Here is a 23,479-nt window from a genome sequence, read left to right as displayed (position 1 = left end):
TAATAAAACTTATTACATTTGTAACATATTTTATTACAGTATGCTTTCAGGTAAATTTGCCATAACGATTCACATTCTTACACTCCTCAATAAATTCCCAAATGATTATTTATCATCAGAATATATTGCAGGAAGCATTAATTTGAATCCCGTTTTGGTTCGAAAAGAAATTGCAAACCTAAAAGCGCATCATATTGTAGAAAGTAAAGAAGGAAAAAACGGCGGTACAAAACTGGCTGTAGATTCATCGAAGCTGACTTTGAAAGAAATTTTTGAAATGACTTTTGAAACCATTAATCTGGGTTATGCTAAAAACCAGCCCAATCCCGATTGTCCTGTGGGGAAAAAGATCAATGAGAACCTGGATGCTTTATATGCCGACATGAATCAAAAAGTGAGTACACAACTGCAGGGAATCTCTTTAGAAGATTTTTCGAACCAGTTTTAAACTATTTTTTTACACAAAACTGTAACATTTTTTATTACTAAATAAATTTATATATTATGAAAATCGCAATTATTGGAGCAACAGGATTTGTAGGCTCAGCAATTTTAAACGAATTGGCAAATAGAAAACATGAAATTACAGCAATTGCAAGAACTCCAAAAGATACTTCCAACGCAGCTTGGGCTGCCGCAGATATTTTTAATGTTGATGCTTTAGCAGCAATTTTAAAAGGACATGATATTATCATTAACGCTTATAACCCGGGCTGGACAAATTCAAACTACACTTCTGATTTCGAAAACGGATCAAAATCGATTCAGGAAGCTGCAAAAAAATCAGGTGTAAAACGTTTTATCACTATTGGAGGTGCCGGAAGTTTATATGTAGCACCAGGCGTGCAGGCAGTTGATACTCCAGAGTTTCCGAAGGAATATTATACGGCAGCTTCTGCTGCAAGAGATTATCTAAATGTAATTAAAGAGGAAAAAGAATTAGATTGGGCGTTTTTTAGTCCTGCTCTCGAAATGCATCAGGGAATTACAACAGGAAGAACAGGAAAATACCGTTTAGGTTTAGAAAATCCTGTATTTAATGACGAACAAAGAAGTATTTTATCTGTAGAGGATTTAGCAGTTGCTATTGCTGATGAAGCAGAAACTCCAAAACACCACCAAGTTAGATTTACTGCGGCTTATTAATTTTTTTTCGCCACGAATTACACAAATTTTCACTAATTACTTTTTAATGAGTTCTCCATGTCATCCTGAGCGAAATCGAAGGATACGTAAACTAAATCCGCAATACTAGTCAGACCCGACAGGTTTTAAAAACCTGTCGGGTCTCTTTGCGTTAAGACAAACGGGGGTGGCTGCACAATCTTTGTCACCCGCGAAGTCGAAGGGCGCAAAGTAACTCCACAATACCATTCAGACCCTACAGGTTTTAAAACCTGTAGGGTCTCTTGCGTTAAAACTGAGAGGTTAGAAGATTTTTGTCAAAGTTTTAAACTTTAACAAGGGATCTATGCAAAAGTTATTGCAAAAAGCTTCATTGATATCGATAATTTATTTTTTTTCGTAGTATAAAACCTGCTTTTCTAACAAAGAAATTACTTTTTTCAGGCTTTCAATTGTTTCTTGTTGTGCCTCGGCTAGCTTTTTATATCCTTTTTCATCTTCATCGGCCCCAAAAGAGATTTGAAAATTTTCATTATCCACTACCCTAATCATTGGACCTTCATTTTTTAAAAGCCATTCACAGCTATATTCAGGATAATTTTCAACAAGCTTTAAAATCCATTTCAATTGAATATCACTATTATTGCTCATAGCACGAGATAAAACACCTTGACTGGCTCCTATTATCTGCTCTAACTTAGACACACTAATCCCTTCATTTACAATTAAATGCCTTATGTTTTCCAAAACTACGCTCATATTGTAAGAAATTACCCTTAGATAAATTTTGTTTATTGAAAATTATCGTATATATTTGTTTCTAAATTTGATACAAACTTAACGATGGGTAAAAGTAAAACAAAAATCTATAATTCCTATGATTCTAATATACTAGAAGCACTGTTTGTAAAATACGGTGTATCTAAATATTATATACGTCAAAGTATCAATGGATCTGTAAAAGGAATCACACCGGACTGCATTAAAAAAGATTATGAAACAATGGAAAAAGCAAATAAAGATTTAGTCATAAATCTTATTCAAAAAACACTAAAGTAACCGAGTTAATAATATACAAAAACCAAAAAGATTATTATCCTCCCTTTTTTCTGTTTTTAAGTCCCAAGTTTTATAAACAGATTAAATTAAAGATGCCTTACTTAAAGTAAGCGACAAAAACTTCATGATTTTAAGCCTATTGATATAGAATTCAATAGCGCCTATTTTTACTCCACAATACCAGCAAATACCACAAAATATAAACGTATATCCCAAAAGGATATCGATCCGGCATGTCTTTTATGCTGTCATTCCAGGAATAACAGTTGGAAGCGCCTGTCCTTTTAAGTAATTAAATAATTTAAAAAATGAAGAAAAATCTATTTTGTATGTGGCTTATGCTTCTGGCCATATTATTTTCGGTTAACACGCAGGCCCAGATGACCATTGGGGGCAAAAAAAAACCCGAGGCTTTCTCAGTGCTCGAACTGCTTAACAAAGGCGGACTTAGACTGCCCCAAATGACAACTGCGGAGCGTGATGCATTTGCAGTAAAAAATAATGATAAAGGTAACGGTCTTACCATTTACAATAAAACTACCGATTGTGTGGAGTATTGGAACAAAACACGCTGGGTAAGTTTATGCGAAGGAACATCACAGACAACCATCAGCCCGCAGCCATGTGTAAATATAGCTGCTGATGGCAGCGGATGTGATTCACAATTTAGCGTTACAGATCCTGATTGTCCTAACGGGCCATTTAACATTAGTATTATGGCCGGTTCAGAGTATGCTTCCTTAAGCGAGGTAGATAATGTTAACGGAAAATTTAAAATTAACTTTTTTACAAATGAAACGGTAAATATCCACACTGTATTAGTACGTGTTACTAGTACTTGTACTAGTATGTACAAAGAGTTTTTATTTTCTCAAAAAGGGGTAGACTGCAGTTCTATGTCTTATACCGTACCGGCAATAACAGCATCAGGAACAGCTTTATGTACAGGAGGTTCTGTATATTTATCAGTTCCGGTAAATACAGCCAACCTTGATAAATTAATCTGGACCCGTAATGGTGCTGCAGTTGCCCGAGGCGTTAATTATTATGTAGCAACCCAAGCAGGAAAATACAATATTTCTATGGGGGCTGTAGGCTGTAATACCAATGCTGTAAACGAAAAAACTATTTCAGAATCTGCCACTACGGCACCTGCTAATATATCAATATTGGCTACGAACAATGGTGTGCTGTGTGGCACAAATTCTGTTACGCTTTCAGCATCAGGAACTATCAGTGCCGGAAGTATAGCATGGTTTCACAATGGGGTTGAAGAAAAAAGCGGTACAACCGCTGTTATTAGTGGAGACAGCAGTGTTGGCGAATGGTTTGCAGTTGTAAAAGACGGCAGCTGCTATTCGAAACAATCTAACAGTATTCAAATAACAAAAAGTCAGGCAAGCGGACAGATAACGATTGCTGATGCTGATGTACTGGTAAACGGGCAACCATTAAAAACCTTTACAACTTTCTGTTCCGGTGGTTCTTTGGATTTGAGCATTGCCAATAAACAAACCGGTATTACTTATACCTGGTACAATGGTAATGATATTATAACATCGAATCCATATATAGTACCAAGTTCTCAAAGTACCATATCATTGCGTATGGTTGCTTCTGATAACAGCGGTGCTAAATGCCCTGCAGAACAAAGAGTATTAGACGCGAATATCATTACCGGAAGCACGCCTGCAATATCAGTTATTGATGGTAATTCAAACCTTTGTGACGGTAAAACGGTTTTAACAATTATACCAAAAGACCCAGGCAGCTATACCTATACATGGTATAAAGATAATGTAAAAATGAGCGAAACAGCTGCAGCAATTAATGTTACCACAGAGGGAGCAGGAGCTGTATATTCTGCTACCATTACAAATGCTACAGGCTGTTCAAGTCCAACGGCTTCAAAAACAGTTAGTATTCAAAATTCCAGCCGACCTGTAGTTTCATGGTCGCCTGTTCCTGCAGCAACTGCTACTTTTGGTGCAGTGCCTACCTTTGGTACAACCAGCAGCTATGCTCCTACATCTTATGTATGGACTATGGATGGGGTAGTAATTCCAAATACTACCGGAGCAAATGCAACAATTCAGCTGCCAAAAACCGGGACAGAGGGACAAAAAGTTGTAATTACGGTAACGGCTAAAAATGGCTGCGGAGACTCAGATCCATTAGTGCAGGAAATTACAATGAACAGTGCGTGTCCAACGCCAATAATTACTGCAATATCTCCTGCGCAGACCACAACAGCAGGATCGATAGTTACGGTAAGTATAACAACGCAGAGTACTAGTATTAATAATCCAACTTATCAATGGTATAAAAACACAACCAACAGTACTACAGGTGGTACTCCTGTAGGCACCAGTGCATCTTCATTTACAGCATCTGATCTAACTGAAGGGGTATATTATTTTTACTGTAAAGTAACAAATGGCTGTACGGGCAATCTAAATGCAACCTCAGGAACAACGATGGTTACCGTAAATAAAAACCCGGCTACTATCACAACAGGAAGCGGCACTTTAGGTGGAAGAACTTGTTTTGATATTGCAGAAACTGAAGGTGGTACTGCTTGTGGTACACTGGCTTCTCGTTTATCTCAGAAAGCAGATTTTACTACTACAGCTGTAAACACACAAGTTTATACCTTTACCCCAAGCGGTACAGTAAATAGTGTTCGTTTTGATTATGTAGAAAGTGCAGCGGGTGCAGGGAAAATTGTTGATAAATTTGTGACTAACGGAAATACAGTAACACTAACTTATAAAAGTACTTTAAGCGGTCCGCAGGGTACAGCTAAAGGTTTATCAACTGCAACTGCATTGTCTGTAGATATATATGCAATTTATACTGACGGAACCGGGGAAAAAGCAGTAAAACTAACAGCCCAAATAAAAGACTGCATGTGCTGTGGTGCAATGGTAAGTGCTACAGAATGGAGAGCGTTTATGTGTTATAATCTAGGGGTTACTGATACGACTTTAAATCCTTTTAAACCTGATTATCGTTTGAAAGGAACTGCTTATACACCCATCAAAGATTGTTATGTTAATGGTAAAAAAACAGCAGCTGATCCTTGTCCTGCAGATTATCGTATGCCAACTAAAGCCGAGTGGGATGGAGTAACACAGTTTAATACTATGACAATAGCACCAGGGAGCATATCAGCTGAAGGACAAGGGGGAATATTAGTAGGACCTAGTTTAATGCTGCCTTATATCACAGTAAAGACTTTTTATGATGGTATATGGAATAATCGTCAGCCCTTAGGTTATTGGTCTTCAACTGGAACTGCAGCCAATAATCCATATATAATGGTTTCTGGTTATAGTCCTTCATTTTATACTTATAGTATATCAGGAACTTATTATACTAAAGATATAACTATGGGCATCCGTTGTATAGCAATACCAGACAGTGAAAAATAATAGTTTTTGCAGTTTAGAATACATAAAGCTTTCGTTGGGTTGTTTATAGTTGCCCAATGATAAGTTTTTAAAGGTTAAGATTATCAAAAAGACCGCTGCGCTTTTCATTTCCTGCTCTTGGGCAGGAATGAAAGGCGTTTCGGTATTTAAAATAAATTTTAGGTCAATTAGTAATTAATAACAAAAGAAAACATGAAAAAAATAGTATTACAGGCTATTGCTGTTTTGGGTGTGGTAACTTCCGGGCAGTCACAAACCATAAACGTGAATTTTTCTCATTATGGAGGAAAACAGTATGTGTATGTACTCGAGAGAGGCAGCAAAACAGATACTATTGCATCAGGAAAACTTGACGCTACAGGAAAAGCCGTACTTGTTATTCCAACAGCTAAAAAAGGATATACGGGTATTTCACACTTTGCCCTCACAGACGGCGGCGGAATGGATTTTATTGTAAACAAGGAAAATTTTGCCATTTCGTGCCTTGAAGAACAGCCCAATTTTGAAAACACCAAATACACAGGCTCACCAGAGAATGATTTTTTAAACCAAAAAATACAGCAGCAAAAAGCAATTCTCGACAAAGCCGGTTTTATACAGTACGGCCTTAATTTGTATGCCAAAGAAGAACCTTTGCATGCCGCTTTTCAAAAAGAAAACCAAAACCTGCAGCAGCAGTTTACCGCACTAGCAGACGAAACAGCAAAAAGTCCGCTTTATGCAGCGCGCTTTATAGAAATCTATAATTTTTTAATGGGTATAGGCAGCAGCTTTAACCAGCCCGAAGAGGAAAAAGCAAAAGAGCTAAACCTTTTTGTAAAAGAAAAACTCGATATGCAGGTACTTTACAACAGCGGTTTCTGGAATCAGGCCATAGAAGGATGGACAGATTTACAACAAAAAGTAATTAAAGACGATGCTGTTTTACTGGCAGATACCAAACAAATCCTGTCACGCATAAAAAGCAATGAAATCTACACCGCCTTTACAGAAAAAGTCGTGGCCGTGTTTACCAAAGCAGGAAAAGATGATTTAGTGGAGACTATAAGCCAGTATGCCGCAAAATCCGGAAGACTCGAAAAACCGGCCAAACAATTAACAAATGTAATTAATGCCCCTGTAGTTGGTGGTTTGGCTCCTGCTTTGCAAACGGCTGCAGGCAAGAAAGTAATCAATAAAAAAACGTTGTTATTCTTTTACGAATCGGGCTGTAACAACTGCGAAAATGAAATTCACCAGTTATTAGGCAATTACGAAATTGTAAAAAGCAAAGGCTACGAAATTATAAGCGTAGCTGCAGACATGACCAAAGATGCCGCAGACGGCCACAATCACACCTTTCCGTGGAAAGAACAATTATGCGACTATAAAGGTTTTGCAGGCCCAAACTTCCAAACCTACGCCATAATAGGAACCCCGACTTTTTTCACCATAGACGAAAAAGGCATAATCACAGGAAAATATGCGAGGCTTGTTGACACAGAAATTCTTAAATAATCCGTATTCCGCAGCAAAGCAGGAATAAAGCAAAAAGCAGTTCAAAAGAACTGCTTTTTTTTTTTGTCATCCTGAGGAACGAAGGATCACACCAGAAACTACACAAAGAAACTCCACAAAGAAACTCCACAAAGCAAATCGCCAATCTTTGTCGATCAGCAAATGCGATCCTTCCTCCGTCAGGATGACAAAAAAAAAACGCTCATCAACCTTGTCATCCTGAGGAACGAAGGATCACACCAGAAGCTCCACAAAGAAAATCACCAATCTTTGTCAATCAGCAAATGCGATCCTTCCTCCGTCAGGATAACAAAAAAAAAACGCTCATCAACCTTGTCATCCTGAGGAACGAAGGATCACACCAGAAACTCCACAAAGAAAATCCACAAAGCAAATCGCCAATCTTTGTCAATCAGCAAATGCGATCCTTCCTCCGTCAGGATGACAAAAAAAAACGCTCATCAACCTTGTCATCCTGAGGAACGAAGGATCACACCAGAAGCTCCACAAAGTAAATCCACAAAGAAACTCCACAAAGAAATTCCAAAAAGAAATTCCAAAAAGAAATTCCAAAAAGAAACCCCACAAAGCAAATCACCAATCTTTGCCGATCAGCGAGTGTGATCCTTCCTCCGTCAGGATGACAAAAAAAAACGCTCATCAACCTTGTCATCCTGAGGAACGAAGGATCACACCAGAAACTCCACAAAGAAATTCCACAAAGCAAACCGCCAATCTTTGCCGATCAGCAAATGCGATCCTTCCTCCGTCAGGATGACAAAAAAAAAAAAAAAACGCTCATCAACCTTGTCATCCTGAGGAACGAAGGATCACACCAGAAACTCCACAAAGAAATTCCACAAAGCAAATCGCCAATCTTTGTCGATCAGCAAATGCGATCCTTCCTCCGTCAGGATGACAAAAAAAAACGCTCATCAACCTTGTCATCCTGAGGAACGAAGGATCACACCAGAAACTCCACAAAGAAACTCCACAAAGCAAACCGCCAATCTTTGCCGATCAGCGAGTGTGATCCTTCCTCCGTCAGGATGACATAAAAAACACTATCTAATCATTCAAAATAACAATTTAGAAAATCGAAATTTGGATTAAAATCTTTTATTAATTCGATTTTTTTATCTCTTTTCCAACCCTTTAATTCTTTTTCCCTAGAAATTGCTTCTTGAATCCAATTAAATTTTTCATAATACACTAAGAATTGAACATTATACCTGGCCGCAAAGGTCTTTTTATTGGTTTCAATATTTTGAGCATGTTGATTAAGTCTGACTTTTAGGTTATTTGTAACACCAATATAAAAAGTTGACCGATATTGATTCGTGATAATGTAAACATAATAACTATGAAAACCGATTTGAGGATTTAGCATTTTTTTTTAAAACGAATATAACCGTTATTAAATAATTTAACAAGTTAAATATTATAAAAGTACGATTTGTCATCCTGAGGAACGAAGGATCGCACTCGAAACTCGACAAAGATTGACGACTTTGTTTACGGTGCTATTTTTTTTGTCATCCTGAGGAACGAAGGATCACACTCGGAACTCGACAAAGATTGACGACTTTGTTTGCGGAGTTTCTAGTGTGATCCTTCGTTCCTCAGGATGATATAAAATTTCATGCAAATTCGTGCAATTGCTTCGCCTGTTCGCTATCGCTCGGGTTGTGGCAAACCTAACAACCCACAATTTCAAAGAAATCCTTTTTTTGAAACTGTTTTTGTTTTCAGTACTTTTACAATATTAAAAAAGTATTTTGTCAAGTTTAAAGAAACAGTCGGGCAGTTTAAATGAAAAAGCTGGAATTTCATCTCCTGAAATTACCAATGCTTCGGCTATCAATCAAATTAAAAACAAACGCCGACAGCAGCCTTCTGCATCCGAATTAATCTCTGGGATTCTTTCGGGAAATATAACCGCATTAAGCCGCGCGATTACACTTATCGAAAGCACAAATCCCGATCATGCTGCAAAAGCAGACGAAATTATAAAAGGCTGTCTCCCTTATGCGAATCAATCAGTCCGTATAGGGATTACCGGTGTTCCCGGAGTTGGGAAAAGTACTTTTATTGAGGCTTTTGGAACTTATTTGACTCAGACAGGAAAAAAAGCGGCCGTTCTGGCAGTTGATCCCAGCAGTTCGATTTCGCACGGAAGTATTCTGGGCGATAAAACCAGAATGGAAGAACTGGTAAAAGATGAAAATGCTTTTATTCGTCCGAGTGCTTCTGGAGAGAATCTGGGCGGTGTTGCCCGTAAAACCCGTGAAACGATTATTTTATGTGAAGCCGCTGGTTTTGATACAATAATTGTAGAAACTGTTGGCGTGGGACAAAGTGAAACCGCCGTTCACAGTATGGTTGACTTTTTTCTTTTATTAAAAATTTCCGGTGCGGGCGATGAACTTCAAGGAATTAAACGCGGTATTATGGAAATGGCAGACGCCATTGTCATCAATAAAGCAGACGGTGATAATATCAAAAAAGCCAATCAGGCAAAACTTGAATTTAACCGCGCTCTGCATTTATTTCCTCCAAAAAAATCAAACTGGCAGCCCAAAGTCACGACTTGCAGTGCGATTACAAAAGAGGGCATTTCGGAGATATGGGACACTATTTCTGATTATTTCGAAATGACTAAAGAAACGGGTTTCTTTCAGGAAAAAAGAAACGAACAAAACCAGTTCTGGATGATGGAAACCATCAACGAACAATTAAAATCAAATTTCTTTAACCAGCCCGAAATCATTACGCTTCTGGAACAAAGCAAAAAAGCAGTGCAAAATCATGAAATTTCACCTTTTGCCGCTGCTCAGGAGTTATTAAAATTGTATTTTAATAAAAGCCGCTAAGGTTCTAAGATACTATCCTGAGGCTTCTGGCAATGTCATTAAATTAAGAGGAAATCTATAAAATTACTTAACAGTTTAATTAAGAAAGTAATTAGAAAAATCAGTTTTTATCAGCGTTTTCGCTTTAGCGAATCAGTAAAATAAGCGTCTAATTGTGACGCGGATAAAACAGATTTACTTCGTAAAAACGCTGATAAACACGGATTTGATTTGCAATAATTTTATTTTCTAAAAGCTTAACTTAATGACACTGGGCTTCGGGACTAAGATTTTTTCTCAATCTTGTCATTCCGAGGAACGAGGAATCTCACAAGTAACTCGACAAAGACTGGCGATTTTCTTGGCGGAATTTCTTGTGAGATTCCTCGTTCCTCGGAAAAAAAAACTCAGGTTATATTTTTTTGTCAGTTCGGGCGAAGTAGAGAATCCGCAAAGCATTTCGACTTCGCTCAATGTGACAAAGGTTCAAAGCAGCAAAGTTTTCTCTCTGCTTCTTTGAACCTTTGTCCCTTTGTTACTCTGCACCTTTGAACCTTACTTCGTTCTAAGCTTATATTTGTTTTCTTTGTATAAATTCCCTGCAGTAATAACATGCGCTAAGGCATCTTTTGCTAATTCCTCGTTTAATTTTACGGGAATTAAAGTCGTATCATTTTTAATTTCGAATTGAAGCGGTTTTAAATTTGGCTGCATAATTACAACCTGATTTTCGACCCTAAATGCGTTGATATCATTAAACTGCATAATTGATCTTCCCTGCACTTTTGGATCTAGTTTACTCAGGTTTCTGCCCACCATTGGTGTTTCAAACGAAAGCCCTAAATAGCTTAATAATGTTGGCGGAATATCAATTTGACTTGCCAGTCTGTCATAAACTGCACCTTTTGGAACTCCAGGCCCCATAATAAAGGCCGGAATATGGAATTTGTTTATTGGCACTAAATTTTTTCCGTAAGTTCTCGTGTTATGATCTGCAATTACAATAAAAATCGTGTTTTTAAAATACGGTTCTTTTTTAGCCATTTCGAAGAATTTACCAATCGAGAAATCGGCATATTTCATGGCGTTGTTTACTGTTGCTGCCTTTTTATCGTATTGTTTTATTCTTCCCGCGGGATATTCAAACGGTTCATGATTTGAAGTCGAAAACATTAAAGAGAAAAATGGTTTATCGCCTTTTGCTTTAAAATAATTATTGGCTTTTGTTACCAAATCTTCATCAGAATAACCCCAGGTTCCCTTGAAAGCATATTTATTTCCATCTGATTCAAAATCTTCCTGATCTACAATATCGCTGAAACCATTTCCGTTGAAAAATGAAGCCATATTATCAAAATTCGCCATTCCGCCATAAATAAAACTAGTGTCGTAACCTTTTTGTTTTAAAGCTTCTGCCAAAGTAAAAAAACCTTGCTGCGAGTTTCCAAGTTTTACTACACTTTCTGACGGTGACGGTAAAAATCCGGTTACAACAGCTTCAATTCCGCGAACACTTCTGGTTCCTGTACAGTATAAATTGGTAAACAATAAACCTTCTTTTGATAATTTATCAAATTCCGGTGTTAATGGTTTTCCTCCTAAAATTCCAACATATTCTGCGCCTAAGCTTTCCTGCAGAAAAATGACCAAATTGTATGGTTTTTTCTTAACAGAATCTGGCTGCTGTACATGCAGAAACGGAATTTCGGCATCTGTAAAATCTGTCGGGCCGGCAATCATGTATTTTTTTACACGGGCAATGGCTTCGGCTTCATCCATTTTACCATACATTTTTGTGTTTCCTTCATTCTTAATCGAATAAGCCGCAAATGCAACAGTATAAAATGAATTTAATCCTAAAGTATTTGTCAATTGATCTGTAGAGAAAACAGCATTACTGGCATTGATAGGACGTTTTGAAGTAAGGCTTGAACGTGCTCCAAAAAACAATAAAAAAGCCAATAATGGAAAAACAATTAATTTGAATTTATATTCGGTACTAGTGGTATGAAAATATTTTTTCCCTTTTTTGAAGGCAAAATAAATCACTAGCCCTAAAATTAGAAAAGTCACAATGATCGAAGTCAGATAACTTTTTAAAAGCATTGGAATTACTTCTTTTGGGTAAATCAGATAATCTAAGAAAATCTTATTCGGACGTGTGTCGTATTGTTTTACAAAATCAGGCGAAGCCAATTCTACAAAGAGAATCAGAAACAGGAATAAGAAACTGTAAATTACCAAAAACCTATTGGTGAATTTAAGCCAGTTATTTGGCAGAAAAGTAATTAAAACGGCCGGAAGAAATGATAAATAACAAAGTAAAATCAAATCCATTCGCAGACCAATTGGAAAAATATACCAAAAATCAGGTGTCTGCTCTACCCTTTCTTTAAAAAGGAAAAATAAAAATATTCGGCTTAAAGTTGTAATCAGTAATCCGGTTACTATAAAATTGAAAATAGGTTTTAAATAACTTAATTTTTTCATTAGGTGCTTTACATTAATTTTTAATTTGAGATTATGAAGTTGCAAAGTTTTTGTTTCACGCAGATTTTAAAAGATTTAAGCAGATATACGCAGAAATTTTTATAGTAATTTTTAAAATTAAATCTGCTTAAATCTGCAAAATCTGCGTGAGAAAATCCCGGAAACATTGAAGACGCATTGCTGTGCGTCTCTACATGTGCGTCTCTACTCTTCGTAACGGTTTATTTCTCTGTCGTAAAATTCATTGGCTTTAACGATAAGGCCTTCCATTTCGGCATTTAATTCTGCTTCATCGAGATCTTCGGCTTCTTCCATAAATTCAACCTCATCATCTTTTAAGTTGATTATAAATCTTGGATAATCAAGGTGAATGATGAAAATATCATCTGGAAAATCAGTATTATCGCCAAGTAAAAATTTAGGTAAATCCATTTTATTTATGTTTATTTTTTTTAATATGATGTTTGTTTTTTTGCCACAGATTTCACAGATTATTAGGATTAAAAAAAATCATTTTTAATCTGTGGCATATATATTTTTAGTCTTCAAATTTAGTTATTTGAAACCGAATCAGTAATTAATTTCTTAGTTAAGTAATGAAAGCGCATGTACAGAAAAATTGCTGCTGTGGTTAATCCTGCCAAAAGCCCTATCCAAACTCCCTGCGCCTTCCATTCTGTATATTCTCCCAAATAATAAGAAATAGGGAAACCAATAATCCAATAGGCTGCAAAAGTAATGTACATTGGAATTTTAACATCCTGCAAACCACGCAAAGCTCCCAGAACCACAACCTGAACTCCATCAGAAATCTGAAAAATAGCAGCAATCAATAATAATTTTGAAGCAATTTCGATTACTTCGGTATTATCTAAAATTTGTCCGCTGTTTTCCATATTTAAAAAGATATGCGGGAAAAAATCATGGAAAACGACAAACAGAAAAGCAAAAAATGTTTCGATAATAATGGCAAGCAAAAATATAGAACGGGCCACAACAACGAGGTTTTTATAATCCTGCAGTCCTCTTTGATTGCTTACTCTAATCATCGATGTTACGCTTAATCCCATCGCAAACATAAAAGTAAGCGACGATAAACTCAACGCAATTTGATTGGCCGCCTGACTGGTTTTACCTATATTACCGCAAAGCCAGATCGAAGCTGTAAACAAAACGACTTCAAAAAGCATCTGCATCGCTGATGGCAATCCTAAGTTTATTATTTTTTTTAGCGTCGCGCTTTTAATTTCGCTGAAGCTGAAATTTTTGAAAAAGTGTTTTAAATCATTTCTTCTTGACAGCATAATGTGCATGAACATAACCAGAAATATTCTCGAAATCACGGTACCAAGTGCCGCGCCGATAATTCCCATTTTAGGAAAAATCCAAATACCGTAAATCAACACATAATTTATTCCTACGTGAAGTACATTTGCCATAATCATGGCGTACATCGAATATTTTGTCATCGATTTTCCATCGGCAAATTGTTTATATCCCTGATACATCACTAAAGGAATCAGCGAGAAAGCAACCCAGTCTAAGTACGGTTTTGCCAGTACAATTACTTCTTTAGGCTGTTCTAACAATTCCATTAATGGTTTTGCCAAAACAATTAAACCAAAAAGCAATAATCCAATAATGGCGCATAAAAATAAACCATGATGAAACGCAGAACGAATTTTGCCATCATTTTTTTCGGCATCGCCTTCGGCCACAATTGGTGTAATTGCTGTCGAAAAACCAATTCCTAATGACATGGCAATAAAAATCATACTGTTTCCTAGTGAAACTGCTGCCAATTCTGTACTTCCTAATTTCCCTACCATTATATTGTCGACAATACCAATCAGGGTATGACCAACCATTCCTAATATAATAGGGTATGCCAGCCTGAAATTATACGAAAACTCTTTGGTGTACTGCTTTAAATTCACTTTGACTCTTTTTTAGTGGGCAAAGATAATCAGAAGCTTCGAATTCTATCCTATTAATAAAAATATAAGCCAATTTTAAGGCTAAAATTAGCACACCATAATATTATATAAAGATTTTTAAAAATTATATAACAAGTCCAAAAGACCTCTATTCTACTTTTACAATATTAATAATTCAAATATATACGCCATGAAAAAATTACGATTTATATGCCTAGCTGCTTTCGCATTTTTATACTCTAATACAACTTTTTCTCAGGAGAATGCAGCAGCAGCTCAGGAGAGTGAAGCAACAAATTACGATCAGGGATTTAGATTAGGTTTTGGTATAAATGGAGGTATTCCAACAGACAAAGATTATGACTGGTCACTTGGCGGAGACGTTCGTTTACAATACGATTTATCTAAAAGAACATCAGTCACCTTAACAACAGGTTTTACAAATTTGTTTATGAAAGATGATGTAAAAGATTTAGGCTTTATTCCTGCAAAAGCTGGTTTTAAAGCGTTTATCTGGGAAGACCAATTTTATGTTTTAGGTGAAGTTGGTGCAGGTTTTGCCGTAACAAACGGTTATAACGACACTACACTTTTATGGGCTCCGGGAATTGGGTATGCCAACAAATATATTGACATTAGTGTGCGTTATGAGGATTACGACAAGTTCAATACTAATCAAGTCGCGCTTCGTTTAGCGTATGGTTTTGATCTATAAAAAAGAAAAGGTTTATTTTATTTTTTTGTTTTTGGTAACAGATCCCGGAAGTTTTCATAGTCTTCCGGGTTTTGTATTTTATAGAAGTTCCCGTAAAACAAAATAGTTTTACAAAAAATTCCATTTAATTATCATAGACCAGAGAGGTTTTTAAAACTGTTCCGTTTATTTTTCTGCCGCAGATTAAAAAGATTAAAAAGATTTTTTGCAAAGTCTATTCTTAAAAAAATAATCAGTGAAAATCCTTTAATCTGTGGCAGAAATAAATATAATGCAGATTTCAGGTTTACTATATTTGATATTCCGGAGGAATATTTGATTGGTAGTAACGTTTTTTCATTATGTCCTGTAAGGACATCTGATTTTATAGAATTATAACCACTCTATTTACCAAACGTTCCTATGGAACGTTAAACCTGCCGAACCTAAATTAAATTCTACCAAACAGACATTCCTATGGAATGAATAACTACATTTAAAAAATAAACCCGACAGGTTTTAAAAACCTGTCGGGTTTATTCGTGGTAAGATTTTGATTGAGAAATCTTTGTCTTGGTTTAAAGATAGGAACGTATAAATTTTAACGTTGAGAAATTATCGAATTATCAAATTGACACATTATCTAATTCTTATTTAAGAACTTTTTATCCGTCAAAGTTTTCATAAAGGCTATCAGCTGCTTTTTTTCTTTATCAGATAAATTCAATTTGTCTTCGGGCAGCGTTTGGTTTGGGAGATTGAACCCTAAACCTAATCCTCCGCCCTGATCATAAAAATCTATAACCTCTTCCATGGTTTTATAAACACCATTATGCATATATGGGGCTGTAAGCTCAATATTTCTTATTGTTGGTGTCTTAAATGAATTTTTATGAATGGCGGCCTGCGTGATTACAAACTTTCCCAGATCACCATCAAGTTTTTTGCTTTTATCAGGAACTCCCAGAATTTCACTTTCAGATCTGTCAAAATTTGGAGGGACAGTTCCGTTTGTTAATGGAATAAAATGACAGGTTGCACATTTGGCCTTGCCGGCAAACAAATTAAAACCCGCTTTTTCATCTGCTGTAAATGCCGTTTTATTTTGCATATAATTGTCAAATTTCGAATCGTATTGACTCAGCGAACGAATATAGGAAGCTAAAGCATTTTTGATTGCAAATTCGTTTATTTCGCCTTTTGGAAAAGCTTTTTTGAAATCTTTTACATAATCAGTATTTTTTTGAATGGCCAAAGCTGATTTCTCTAAAGATCCATGCATTTCGTTCTCATTTTTAATTACTGCAACTGCCTGATCTTCGAGATAACTAACCCGCGAATCTGCAAAAAATACACGCTGAAAAGCAATATTTGTCAACGTTGGCGTATTACGCTGAATCATTGATTTTCCGTCTAATGCAACGGCTCTTTCCAATCCATCAGTAAAAGCTTTATCAGCATGATGGCACGAAGCGCAGGAACGTGTATTGTTTCCGGACAAAATCGGGTCATTAAATAACTTTTTACCAAGGACAATTTTTTCCGGCGTCGTTTTATAATCAGGGAAACCTGAGAATGCTTCGGGATCAAAGGCATCTTTATCAAACAAGGTTTCTGCTGCTGCTTTTAATCCTCTTTGTTCTTTCATTAACGGAATTCCTAATTCAGCCTGTGTTTTAAAAAGTCCTTTGCTTAACGGATTTAAAATTTCTTTGATAAAATAAGCACGGTCAAATGCATTAAAATTGTTATTGGCCTGCAGGTACTTTTTTCCTTTTTCTAAAATTTCAAGAACCTGCCCGGAATTTGAAACCTCTTTATTCTCAATATAAACCCGATAATATTTTTCGATTGTTTCCAAAGACACCAAAGCTTCCGGGAGTGAGTTTAGCACAACCGGCGAATCAAATCCTGTAATCCCTAAAGTAATAATTCTATAAACTTCTAATCGCATCGCATCAAAAACATGGGCATCGGTCAATTCATTTGAATTTGAAACTTTTTCCAACCGAATTAAATTTGCTGATAAAACCCCTAATTCCTGAAGCAGTTCTTTTTTATTGTTTTTATCATATTTAGGAAAAACTAGTTCTTCAATAACCTGAAATCCTTCTGGCTGAACAGTTTTATTATCATTTTCCTCAAACTCAGGTATTGCCGGCCCATTGATCGATTTAGAAACTGCTGGCGAATAATACTCACTTAGCAATTCGACTTTTTTATAACTTTGATGTGCTTCCAGAAATTGTCCCTGAATTTGAGCTTCCGCAGCATCTGACTTTACAAAATGTTCTAGTTTAGCAACTTTTTCGATTAATAAAGTAATGTCTTTTTGAAACAATGTATTTATTTCCTGATGTTTGTTTTTTTTCTGACAAGCAGCAAATACAAGCAGGAATAACAAACAATATATTTTTTTCATGATGTAATGACGATTAAAAAGAGGAATATGTAGAAAAAACAGAAACCACTACCTCAAAAGAAATAGTGGATGACTGTTTTTATAATGATTTTAAAATTTATCTCGGTAAACCTTTAATAACTACAATTTGACTTGCCTGGTTTTCATCAGGACGATTTGTTCCGCCATCAGGATTTTTATATTTTGCACCTGACCAAGAATGTGGCTGTATACTTAACATAAAAGTATCAGGAATACCTAATTGTTCAGAAACATCAATTAAAGCTCCATATTCCCAAATTCCTTTTTTACTTGGATCTGGTGTAAGTGATGAAACTACATTATATTTTGCAGCATCTGCTGCCGTACGACGGTGATCTAATTCTAGCACAACTTTCAAATCTTTTGTAGCAATATTATATTGATAAATATAAGCATCGTGCGTTTCATCTCCGTATCCGTTTGCATCTTCTTCAACGTAAACGTAGTTTTTAGTCACACAAATATTATCCGGATTCTGGAATTTACCAGCAATTCCAGAACGGTTATCTCCATCAAGAATTACTTCAAGATTTCCTTTTAAAGGATCGACAGCATCAAGATTTAATCTGTAAACTCTGCCATATTTAGTTCTTGAACCATCGGCGTTAGTTTTTACAATATCTTGCCCAGTTACGTTAAAATACAATTCACGATCTGCATTATCTCCGCCTTTACGGTAATCTAAATCTTCTACACGGCCAAATTTAATTGCTTTTAAAGTATTTACAGCCGCATTAATCTGCGCACCTGTAAGCGTTTTATGATCGTCAATTTTCACAAAAGAAACCGGGTAAGTCTTACCAGTCTCCATATCTTTTTCTCTCTGGTTATCGTCGTTTCTTTTTAGCATATACAACGAACCATTCGTTAAATCACCCACAGTATTTGACACATACATAAAAACCTGACCTCCGTAAGTTCCAGAATCGTCGTCGCCAATTACAACAACCGTTTTTCCTTTGTATGCAGAAGTACGCAATGGCAAAGCATTCTCAGCACTTAAGCGCCCGAAACCGGCTAATTCTTTAGACACAGATGCCGAACCTGCGCTTCCGTAAGGATCTAATGCATGTGTACGGGATTCTTCCCCAGATTCTCCACAAGTTAAATAAACAGGTCCAAAACCATGTTCAGCCTGTGTTGCCATTGTAGCACCGCATAATCTCCAGGTTCCTCCATTAGAGTTTAACAAATATTCTCCTTTAGTAGGTTTAAATGTTTTGTCAAGTGTAATTCTCGAAACAGCAAAATTGTCTTCGTTGTTTACTAAAAAAGTAAAAGTTCCATCGGTATTTTTCAATAAGCCAGAACCATCTGCAGAACCTCCAAAAACAAAGTTTGGACTATCTGCAAAAACATCATCTGAACTAAAAAGAGAATAAATCTTCAAATTTTCAAAACCTGCCTGCGCTTTTATTAAACTTGGCGTTACAGATTGGTCTTTTAACACAACACTTGTTGTTTCTGTTTCGTCTTTAGAATCGTTGTTATTACAAGATGTAATCACCGAACCTAAAATAAGTAGAGGTAAAATAATTCGTTTCATTTAGCTAAATATTGGTTTTTATTTTTTTTACAAAGTAAATCCCTACTCTTTAACTTAAAATGATGCTGATATTACCAAAAAAACAAGCCTTTTAGCAAAAACACCTTACAGCTTAAAAAAAAATTAACATTAATTTAGTAATACCAAATACACTTAAACTTGCAGTAACATAAAAACAAAAAAAGAGTCTTACTTTATGACTCTCTAAAACAAACCCGACAGGCTTTAAAACCTGTCGGGTTTACGTTTAAAAAAATTATCAAATTGACACATTACCTAATTTCTAACTATTCTCCAAAGTCTTCTTATACGTTTCAAAATTAGCTTTTATTTTTTCATCAAGTTCGGGGTTTTTAATATCCGTATGCTTTTGCATTTCTTCCCAAATAATTTTTGCGACAATATAACGCGCCATTTCTTTATCATCCGCAGGAATTACATACCAAGATGCCTGTTCTGTCGAAGTTTGGTTTATAGCTTCTTCATAATACTGCTGGTATTCCTCCCAATGTTCGCGCTCTTTTAAATCTCCGGGAGAAAATTTCCAATTGTGTTTTCCTTCCTCTAAACGACGCAGTAAACGATCTCTTTGCTCATCTTTACTTAAATGTAGAAAAAATTTCATGACAATAGTTCCGTTTTGAGCAATGTGTTTTTCGAAATTATTGATTTGTTTGATTCTGTTTTCCCAAAATTTAGGTGTAATGTCATCAACAGATTTTATATCAGGTAAATTCTCTGCCAGAATAAATTCGGGATGTACTCTCGTAACCAAAACATTCTCATAATGTGTTCTGTTAAAAATCGCAAACTTTCCTTTTTCCGGCAAAGCGATATAATGACGCCATAAATAATCGTGTTCCAGTTCTGTAGAATTTGGTGTTTTAAAACTATGAACCACAACCCCACGCGGATTAAATTCTTTAAAAACTTCCCGAATCAAACTGTCTTTTCCAGACGTGTCCATTCCCTGAAGACAGATCAAAACTGCATATTTATTGTGCGCATACATTACATCCTGAAAATCGCTTAATTTTGCCTGGACCTTATCGAGTTTTTCTTCTTTTTCATCCTCATCGGCGTTAACATTTAACAAAGTTGGAAGCTTGTTTAATTTAATTTTATCAGTAACTTTAAAATCCTTCGGGTCTATTGATTTCATATTTTTTGATTTTTATTTTTAAGCGGTAAAATATGTTATCGCTTTCCATTTATTCTTTTTAATGGCTTTTTCAAACCAGCGATTTCATATTTTTAAATTTTGTAGTATAAATATAGTAATTTTACGATTTAAGACAGCTATCGAAAGTGCTGTTAATTGCTTTTTCAAAACAACATTCATGGAAAAATTCACATTAGAAATATTATTTCAAATCATCGGAATCGGTTCGGCATCAGGATTATTTTTTAACAACGATTCTCTTTATATCATTGGCGACAACAGCGGATTTTTATATGAATACAATATGCAGAATCAGCAGTTAAACCAGCATCCTTTAATTGATAATCCGACGCAAAATATTCCTAAAAACCTAAAACCGGATTTTGAATCTTTAACCCATCATAACGATACACTGTATGTTTTTGGCTCCGGCTCTACTGAAAACCGAAACAAAATGGTCGTATTTGATATAAAATCGAAAACTATTTTACAAAAAAATAATCTTGTCGATTTATATGCCGTTATGCAGAATTTCGGTTCTATAAAACCAGAAGATTTTAATTTGGAAGGTGCCGTATTTGATGGTGAAAACTGGTATTTATTCAATCGCGGAAATGGAATATCAAACAAAAACACCATTTTTACGATTCATGCAAAAAGTCTGGGAGATGAATTTGCTTTGGTTGCCACCAATTATAAACTTCCAAAAATAAAAGGTGTTCGTTCAAGTTTTACCGATGCAATTTTAGTGGAAGACAAAATCTATTTCCTTTCTACTGCAGAAGACACAAAATCGACTTACGACGACGGGGAAATCCTTGGAAGTTTCATTGGCAGAATTGATCTAAAAACCATGAAAATCGATTTTACTCAAAAAATAACTTCAACCAATAAATTTGAAGGTTTGACTTTCTATAAAAAAGAAAATAATAAAATTGAGTTCTTGCTTTGCGAGGATAATGATACGGAGCTTTTAGAAACTAAGATTTTTAAATTGATTTTGCCGATAAAATAAATTAAAGAAATTCGCTTTGTGCAACTTTGCGTAATTCTTTGTGAATCTTTGCGGTAAAATTATAACACCGAGATTCGCAAAGGTTTTTCACAAAGATTCGCGAAAGATTTCGATTACAATAATAATGTAGAGGCGCACTGCAGTGCGTCTACGCAAAGAATATAAAAAATTATTAATGACAAGATTGTGGATTTACGAGGCGTTAGACGCACTGCTGTGCGTCTCTACATAAAATCATCGTAAAAAATATATGCCTTTTTAAACAAAGATTCGCAAAGTATTTCGATTGCAATAATAACGCAGAGGCGCACTGCAGTGCGTCTCCGCAAAGAATGTAAAAAATTATTAATGACAAAATTGTGGATTTACGAGACGTTAGACGCACTGCTGTGCGTCTCTACAAATACCATTAAATGCCTTTTAAAACAAAATTATACACACAAAGCTGCACAAAGTATTTTGATTACAATAGTAACGTAGAGGCGCACTGCAGTGCGTCTACGCAAAGAATGTAAAAAATTATTAATGCCAAAATTGTGGATTTACGAGACGTTAGACGCACTGCAGTGCGTCTCTGCCATAAAACCTTTGTAACTTTGAAACTATGAGCCTTTGAACCTGAAAAAAAACTTTTTTTCATCTCCATCCCAACCTTTTTATCTTTTTCGCTCTCTTTATAATTAAAGACCAAAATTGTGATAAACGAAACTCAAATTTCTAACTGCAAAAAAATGAACCGTGATGCCCAGCGTCAGGTTTATGAGCATATGGCTCCAAAATTGTATCGCGTTTGCAAACGATACCTCAAGAAGGAAGAAGAAATCGAAGAAGCTCTGGCCGACGCTTTCTATACCATATTTACAAAATTAGATCAGCTTAAGGAAGAAAAAGCTTTTGAAGCCTGGGCCAGAAAAATTACCGTTAATTACTGTTTGGCGGCCATCAAGAAAAACACCAATTTCAATATGTATCTTGATGATGCAAAAGTGCTTTTACAGCCTTTTACAGAAGAAATGAACTCGTTAGAAGAAGAAGATTTACTCAATTTATTAAACCATATTCCGGATGGCTGTAAAACCGTTTTTAACCTTTTTGTTATTGAAGGTTACGGGCATAAAGAAATTGCAGCAATGCTTAATATCTCCGAAGGCACTTCAAAATCACAATTGAATGCCGCGAAGACTAAGCTGAAGGAATTAGTAAATAAATTGTATTATCAAAAAGCAAAATAGTCATGGACAATCAAGATAAAATATTCAACAGATTTAAGGAAGCTGCAGATAATGCAGAAACCAAAGATTTTCCGGGAATGGAAAAAGTCTGGTCGCGCCTTGAAGACAAACTCGACAGAAAAGAAGATAAAAAAAGCATTGCACTTTGGAAAAAAATCGCTGTTGCTGCTTCTCTCCTATTAGTAATCTCTTTAGGATATCAGTTTTTAAAAACAGACAAAACAGCCATTATTCAAACACCAGATAAGGTTGTGGTTAATGAAACCGAAAAAGAAACAATAGATAATTCAGCTTTAGAGAAAAACAAAGCCGTAGTCGCCGCAGATTCACAATTAGTTCCAAAAGAAGAAGCGGCCCAAATTCTGGAAAAACAAATTAAACAACAGGAAAGAGTTGCGATTCAGGAAACACAAAGTGCTCCTAATCAAACTGCAACGCCCGCAGCAAGTATGGCCCCAATGCTTGATGAGGCTGCGATGCCAGCTCCTATAGCACAAGCCGAGTACGCTGAAGAAGAAGCGGCATCCTCAAAAGCAAAAGAGAAATCAGAGGCAAATTTTGGGTATGCGAGAAAAATGGAAAAAGAAACTTTTAAAACTGCTTCTGCAGAGATGCAGTCTCAAAGAGCCAAAAAAAGTACACCATTGGTTATACTTAACGGAAACGCAATGGCACACAGCGACGATGCAAAAAGAGACCAAATGATGCAGAAAGAACTTCCAAACCTAAGTCCTGAAAATGTAGATTCTCTGGTCATTTTAGATGAACCGCTTTATATTATTGACGGAATTTATTATTCAGAAAATGATTTATTCGGTGCAAACCCAACAAGTCCATACGCTCCATTAAACGAGCAGGAAATAAAAACCATAACAATTCTTCAGGATCTTGAAGCCACATCAAAATATGGCGAAAGAGGAAAAAAAGGAGTTGTTATAATAACTACAAAAACTGGAAAACCGGCTTTAAAGAAATAGCCAAAACTTAAAAAAT

The 23,479-nt window shown here is 35.8% G+C and carries 18 protein-coding genes; 10 read left to right on the top strand and 8 right to left on the bottom strand.

The genetic code is table 11. From position 1 onward, the window contains the following. Nucleotides 1-40: 40 nt before the first annotated feature. Both LUU93_RS04715 and LUU93_RS04710 read left to right on the top strand, forming a co-directional pair. Nucleotides 41-448 (top strand): RrF2 family transcriptional regulator, encoded by a 408-nt coding sequence (locus LUU93_RS04715; protein WP_232678832.1) that lies wholly within the window; start codon nt 41-43, stop codon nt 446-448. A gap of 56 nt (nt 449-504) precedes the next feature. After that, the gene (locus LUU93_RS04710) at nt 505-1,146 is read left to right on the top strand and encodes an NAD(P)-dependent oxidoreductase (RefSeq protein WP_232678830.1); all 642 of its coding nucleotides are present in this window, start codon (nt 505-507) and stop codon (nt 1,144-1,146) included. Nucleotides 1,147-1,512: 366 nt separating this feature from the next. On the opposite strand, the gene LUU93_RS04705 is transcribed toward LUU93_RS04710, so the two are convergent. After that, nucleotides 1,513-1,884 carry a hypothetical protein gene (locus LUU93_RS04705; RefSeq protein ID WP_232678828.1) on the bottom strand — a complete coding sequence of 124 codons (372 nt, stop codon included), beginning with the start codon at nt 1,882-1,884 and terminating at the stop codon, nt 1,513-1,515. Between the two features lie 84 nt (nt 1,885-1,968). On the opposite strand from LUU93_RS04705, the gene LUU93_RS04700 reads away from it, so the two are divergent. The 3 genes from LUU93_RS04700 to LUU93_RS04690 all read left to right on the top strand — a co-directional run bounded on the left by LUU93_RS04700 (nt 1,969) and on the right by LUU93_RS04690 (nt 7,115). Continuing rightward, on the top strand, nt 1,969-2,184 hold the full coding sequence (locus LUU93_RS04700) for a hypothetical protein (RefSeq protein WP_232678826.1): 216 nt from the start codon (nt 1,969-1,971) through the stop codon (nt 2,182-2,184). 308 nt (nt 2,185-2,492) lie between these two features. Further along, on the top strand, nt 2,493-5,618 hold the full coding sequence (locus LUU93_RS04695) for a phage tail-like protein (protein WP_232678824.1): 3,126 nt from the start codon (nt 2,493-2,495) through the stop codon (nt 5,616-5,618). Between the two features lie 192 nt (nt 5,619-5,810). Then, on the top strand, nt 5,811-7,115 hold the full coding sequence (locus LUU93_RS04690) for a peroxiredoxin family protein (protein WP_232678822.1): 1,305 nt from the start codon (nt 5,811-5,813) through the stop codon (nt 7,113-7,115). A gap of 1,072 nt (nt 7,116-8,187) precedes the next feature. Here the strand turns inward: LUU93_RS04690 and LUU93_RS04685 are convergent. After that, the gene (locus tag LUU93_RS04685; protein WP_232678820.1) at nt 8,188-8,505 is read right to left on the bottom strand and encodes a GIY-YIG nuclease family protein; all 318 of its coding nucleotides are present in this window, start codon (nt 8,503-8,505) and stop codon (nt 8,188-8,190) included. A 388-nt stretch (nt 8,506-8,893) separates the two neighbouring features. Here LUU93_RS04685 and meaB point away from each other — a divergent pair, with 388 nt between their 5' ends. Further along, on the top strand, nt 8,894-9,988 hold the full coding sequence (meaB, locus tag LUU93_RS04680) for a methylmalonyl Co-A mutase-associated GTPase MeaB (RefSeq protein WP_232678818.1): 1,095 nt from the start codon (nt 8,894-8,896) through the stop codon (nt 9,986-9,988). A gap of 534 nt (nt 9,989-10,522) precedes the next feature. Here meaB and LUU93_RS04675 read toward each other — a convergent pair. From LUU93_RS04675 to LUU93_RS04665, 3 genes are all read right to left on the bottom strand, one after another. Beyond that, entirely contained in the window at nt 10,523-12,457 is a 1,935-nt protein-coding gene (locus tag LUU93_RS04675) for an LTA synthase family protein (protein WP_232678816.1), read from the bottom strand. 204 nt (nt 12,458-12,661) lie between these two features. After that, entirely contained in the window at nt 12,662-12,889 is a 228-nt protein-coding gene (locus LUU93_RS04670) for a DUF8828 family protein (RefSeq protein WP_073484329.1), read from the bottom strand. A gap of 119 nt (nt 12,890-13,008) precedes the next feature. Beyond that, nucleotides 13,009-14,394, bottom strand: coding sequence for an MATE family efflux transporter (locus LUU93_RS04665; RefSeq protein ID WP_232678814.1), 1,386 nt, complete (start codon nt 14,392-14,394; stop codon nt 13,009-13,011). Nucleotides 14,395-14,584: 190 nt separating this feature from the next. On the opposite strand from LUU93_RS04665, the gene LUU93_RS04660 reads away from it, so the two are divergent. Next, nucleotides 14,585-15,109 (top strand): hypothetical protein, encoded by a 525-nt coding sequence (locus tag LUU93_RS04660; RefSeq protein WP_232678811.1) that lies wholly within the window; start codon nt 14,585-14,587, stop codon nt 15,107-15,109. A gap of 622 nt (nt 15,110-15,731) precedes the next feature. Here the strand turns inward: LUU93_RS04660 and LUU93_RS04655 are convergent. The 3 genes from LUU93_RS04655 to LUU93_RS04645 all read right to left on the bottom strand — a co-directional run bounded on the left by LUU93_RS04655 (nt 15,732) and on the right by LUU93_RS04645 (nt 20,239). Then, a complete protein-coding gene (locus LUU93_RS04655) occupies nt 15,732-17,510 on the bottom strand; it encodes a cytochrome-c peroxidase (protein WP_232678809.1) in 1,779 nt (592 codons plus the stop codon). Nucleotides 17,511-17,607: 97 nt separating this feature from the next. After that, on the bottom strand, nt 17,608-19,077 hold the full coding sequence (locus LUU93_RS04650; protein WP_232678807.1) for a PhoX family protein: 1,470 nt from the start codon (nt 19,075-19,077) through the stop codon (nt 17,608-17,610). 283 nt (nt 19,078-19,360) lie between these two features. Continuing rightward, complete coding sequence (locus tag LUU93_RS04645; protein ID WP_232678805.1) at nt 19,361-20,239, bottom strand: PPK2 family polyphosphate kinase; 879 nt, start codon at nt 20,237-20,239, stop codon at nt 19,361-19,363. A gap of 178 nt (nt 20,240-20,417) precedes the next feature. Between LUU93_RS04645 and LUU93_RS04640 the strand changes: the two genes are divergently transcribed. The 3 genes from LUU93_RS04640 (at nt 20,418) to LUU93_RS04630 (ending at nt 23,463) form a co-directional block, all read left to right on the top strand. Beyond that, nucleotides 20,418-21,254, top strand: coding sequence for a DUF6929 family protein (locus tag LUU93_RS04640; RefSeq protein WP_232678803.1), 837 nt, complete (start codon nt 20,418-20,420; stop codon nt 21,252-21,254). A 731-nt stretch (nt 21,255-21,985) separates the two neighbouring features. Next, a complete protein-coding gene (locus LUU93_RS04635) occupies nt 21,986-22,486 on the top strand; it encodes an RNA polymerase sigma factor (RefSeq protein ID WP_232678800.1) in 501 nt (166 codons plus the stop codon). Nucleotides 22,487-22,488: 2 nt separating this feature from the next. Further along, nucleotides 22,489-23,463, top strand: coding sequence for a hypothetical protein (locus LUU93_RS04630; RefSeq protein ID WP_232678798.1), 975 nt, complete (start codon nt 22,489-22,491; stop codon nt 23,461-23,463). Nucleotides 23,464-23,479: the final 16 nt, after the last annotated feature.

The sequence above is a fragment of the Flavobacterium soyae genome, assembly GCF_021245985.1.
In the GTDB taxonomy this organism is placed as follows: domain Bacteria; phylum Bacteroidota; class Bacteroidia; order Flavobacteriales; family Flavobacteriaceae; genus Flavobacterium; species Flavobacterium soyae.
This window is presented reverse-complemented; position numbering and strand designations above follow the sequence as displayed.